Genomic DNA, 4,017 nt, shown 5'->3' with positions numbered 1-4,017 from the left:
TTTAGCGAAATTTCGATCCGATCGCCCCAGATCGCGCGAAGCCCGTCCGCAGTTTTTTGCAAAAATTCCATACGCTGCTCGTATCTTTTCTCGTCAAATTCCCTCACGTCGATCTTTAGGACGGTCTTTGCGCTGTTGCCGCTAAGCTCCTTGACCCAAAAATAGCCCTCCTTGCCATCGGTGTATTCGGACGCCTCGCCCGCGGGCAGCAGCGAGATAAACTTATGCGCCAAAAGCAAGGAATTTACGAGTTTGCCCTTGGCGTTCATCGGATGAGCGGACTGACCTTTGAAGGTAATGGCGCAATCGCCCGCGTTCCAATTCTCGTAGATAAACTCGCCGATGCCGCAGCAATCAAGGCAGTAGCCAAAATCTGCGCCTATCTCGCTTACATCCAGCGCCTTTGCGCCTAGCAAGCCCTGCTCCTCGTCCGGCACGAAGCAAGCGATTATCTCGCCGTGTTTGATCTGCGGATTTTGGACGAAAAATTCCAACGCATTTACGATTGCGGCGATCGCTGCCTTATCGTCGGCGCCTAGCAAGCTGGTGCCGTCCGTTACAATGATCTCATCTCCTTTATAATCCTGCAGCTCCTCATTTTCGCTCTCTTTAAGATATATCCCAAGCTCTTTATTCAGGCAGATATCGCCGCCTTCGTATCTTACGATCTGCGCTTTGGTGTCGCTGCTCTGCTCGGCGCTGGTATCGAGGTGAGCGAAAAACGCTACTCTCGCAGCGGGCGCGTCTAAATTTGAGGGAATTTTAGCGATTAAAATCGACTTCTCGCTGAGGCTGATATTTTTTATGCCCAGAGCTTCGAGCTCGCTTTTTATGAGTTCTGCGAGCTCAAGCTCCTTGGGGTTTGAGGGCATTATGCCCGCAGCACCCGCGACCCTATTCGTGGTAGTGTTGATCTTGGTGTAGTTTAAAAACCTCTGCACGATATCCACAAATAAGCCTTTTTACAAAATGACAAATGCGATGACGCAGACGGATATAAACATCCCTAGAGCCGTTCTTTTGGCGATCTGAATAGGACTTACCATCGCAAGTCCCGCGCAAACGATGCAAGCGCCTGCAATCGGCGATGCGCTCCTGCCTAGCGCGCCGCTTATCGCAACCGCCATACCGAGCTTATCTTGTTCAAAGCCCAGCGCGTCGGCGTGCACGGTCACGGCGGTGTTAAACGCCATCGACGCCGCATCTCCCGAGCCCGTTACGATGCCCATAAAAAACGGCACGAAGGTTCCGCCGAATTTTACGTAGCCCTGCTCGTTTTTAAGCCACTCGATTACGAAATCGATCGCTCCGCACGCGCTAAGACCCGCGACGAAGACGCCCGCTGCGATGATGATACCTATGATCTCGGCATACGCGCTACCCATTCCTTTGAAAAATTCCTTCGTAATTTTTTGAGGATCGGTTAGAGTAACGGCGATGGTGAGGATAGCGCCCAGTAGCATCGCTTCGGCGACGCCCATCTTCGTCCATTTTAGGAAAGAGACCTGATTTAGGCTCGTGCCGCCGATTACCAAGATCACTAGCGGCACTAACGGCATAAGCGCGTATAAGACGTTTATCTTTTGAAGCTGCGAGTCTAAATTTGAACCGTCGGCGGAATTTGACGCGGCGGAATTTGCGCCGCCCTCTCTTTGCGCTAGATAATTCAGCCCCTTGGTGTAGTCTTTGCAAACTATCGCCGTTATACTCATTACGATCAAAACTACGATCAAAGCGGTAATCGCGCTAGAAAACTGCACCCCGATAACGTCTTGAACCGTGTAGGATGGGTTGTGCGCCTTTACCATATCGGCGACAAATACGTTGTGCGCCGAGCCCGGGCTTAAAACGCTACCGAAAGTTCCCGCAAATACCGCAGCTCCCGCCATCTCCGGTTTAACGCCCGCAGCCATCATCACGGGGATCAGCGTAGCGCCGACCGCAGCCGAGCAGCCTGCAGCGGAGGGGATAGCGATATTGATAAAATATGTAAGCGCTACGACGATAGGGATCAATAAAAATCCGATATTTCCAAGAGGCCTGGTGAGTAAATTTACAAGAGCGCGGTCGCATTCGGTAAATTTCATCACGAAGGCAAAACCCATACTGGCGCAGATCGCCTTAATAAGACCTGCTTTAGTCATATACGAGGTAAAGGCGCCCAGCCCGTCCAGCGGCTTTAGACAAAGCACGCACAGCACCAAACCCACGCCGATAAGCACGGTTTTGGTATCCTTCTTCATGATCAGTAAAGCGACGACTGCGACTATACCCGCAAGCGCCAAAAGCAACCTAAGTGTCTCCACGATAACTCCTTTTAAATTTTAAATTTACTTCCCACGGCGATGCGCGAGATCTCTTTTTTATACTCGAATTTCAGCACGTCCGCATGCCCCATCACCTCGCACTCGTTTCCGTTTATCAAAAACGCGCTGCCCTCGGGCATAGCATAGACGCTGTCGTTTTGATTGACGATCAAAAACTCCTCCAGCCGCTCCTCCCTGCTCTCGCCGTTGTGGTTTGAAATTTTACCGCTTATGAAGTGCGGATTGATCTGGTGCGGAAAGATCCCCAGAGCTACCGGCGAGGGCGGAAAGACGATCGGCATATCGTTGGTAGTCATCATCGTCTTGCCCGCGACGTTTGCGCCCGCAGACCAGCCGAAATACGGTGTACCGCCGTCCACGGCGTCTTTGATCGCGCCTAAGAGATCAAATTTATAAAGCTCATTTAGCAGCACGAAGGTATTGCCGCCGCCGATGCAGATCGATTTGGCATTTTTAACGGCGGCTTTCATATCGGCAAATCGATGGATCGATCTGATATTGTTACTCTCCAAGCAGTCTGCGACCTTCTGCTCGTATTGCTCGCTTGTGCGCCTAACGCCCGCAAACGGAATGAATAAAATTTCATCCTCCCAAAGACCCCCTAAAAATTCTTTGATCCACCCCTTGCAGTGGTTCAGATAACCGCTGTCTTTGTAACTGGAAGCGCTTAGAAGTAGTGCTCTTTTCATGCCGCTTTCCTTAAATTTTGCCGTTTAGCTTATACGCGCAGCGCAGATACACGTCCACTCCCGCAAGCAGCGAGTCCTCGTCGAAGTCAAATTTGGCGTTGTGATGTCCCGCCGCAAGCGTCGTGCCTATCATCAAATATCCGCTCTTGCCTCCCGCGTCCTGCACCGAGCGCATAAAATGTGCGAAGTCCTCGCATGCGCCAAAATTTAACTCCCTTACGATTTTATCATCGTCGATAAACGGCGATGCCTTCGCCGCATCCTCGTAAAGCTGCGTGGTGGCCTCGTCGCTATCGCCGCCTGCGGTGCCGCCCGTAACCTGCACGTCGTAGCTGACGCCGTAAATTTTAGAAACGCCCTCCACTATATCCATGCATTTGGCCTTCATAAACTCATTCAGCTCCGTGCTTTCGCCGCGCGTCTCGCACGCAAGATAGCCGTTAGGCGCGATGACGTTGCGTCCTTCGCCCGCGCGCAGCACGCCGACGTTAATACGCGTGACGCCGTCTGCGTGCCTCGTGATGCCGTGCATATCAAGCGCCATCTCGGCTGCGGCGAGCAGGGCATTGGCTCCATTTTGCGGCGCGCCCGCTGCGTGAGCGGACTTGCCTTGCAAATTTACGTCAAATTTAGTGGTCGCAAGTAGCTTTTTGGTACCGCAGATGATGCCTCTCATAGTGGTCGCCTGAAAGCCGATATGACCGCCCAGCAGATAATCCACGCCCTTGGTGACGCCCGCAGCCTCCATACCTACGGCGCCTCTGGTACCCTCCTCGGCGGTTTGGAAGATAAATCTAAATTTACCGCTAAAATCGTCTAGGCTCTGCGCGATGAGCTTTGCCAGAGCAAGCCCCATCGTGATATGCCCGTCGTGCCCGCATGCGTGCGTGATGCCGCTGATGTCGGAGCGAAAGCCCTCCTTAAAAGGGCGGTGGTCCGCGTCCGTGCTCTCGGTCACGTCCACGCCGTCTATGTCAAATCTAAAAGCGACCGTCTTGCCC

4 protein-coding genes are annotated in these 4,017 nt (G+C 52.7%); all 4 read right to left on the bottom strand.

Annotated features, from left to right (window positions below; genetic code table 11):
• Positions 1 to 950, bottom strand: a 950-nt coding sequence (locus Q0438_RS04280) for a peptidase T (protein WP_299187743.1), incomplete at its 3' end; no start/stop codon positions are given.
• Between the two features lie 12 nt (positions 951 to 962).
• Entirely contained in the window at positions 963 to 2,306 is a 1,344-nt protein-coding gene (dcuC, locus tag Q0438_RS04275) for a C4-dicarboxylate transporter DcuC (RefSeq protein ID WP_299187740.1), read from the bottom strand.
• Positions 2,307 to 2,317: 11 nt separating this feature from the next.
• Positions 2,318 to 3,016, bottom strand: coding sequence for a dipeptidase PepE (gene pepE / locus Q0438_RS04270; RefSeq protein WP_299187738.1), 699 nt, complete (start codon positions 3,014 to 3,016; stop codon positions 2,318 to 2,320).
• 10 nt (positions 3,017 to 3,026) lie between these two features.
• Positions 3,027 to 4,017: amidohydrolase (locus tag Q0438_RS04265; protein WP_299187736.1), on the bottom strand; the 991-nt coding region annotated here is incomplete at its 5' end.

The organism is uncultured Campylobacter sp., assembly GCF_938030785.1.
Classification (GTDB): domain Bacteria; phylum Campylobacterota; class Campylobacteria; order Campylobacterales; family Campylobacteraceae; genus Campylobacter_B.
This window is presented reverse-complemented; position numbering and strand designations above follow the sequence as displayed.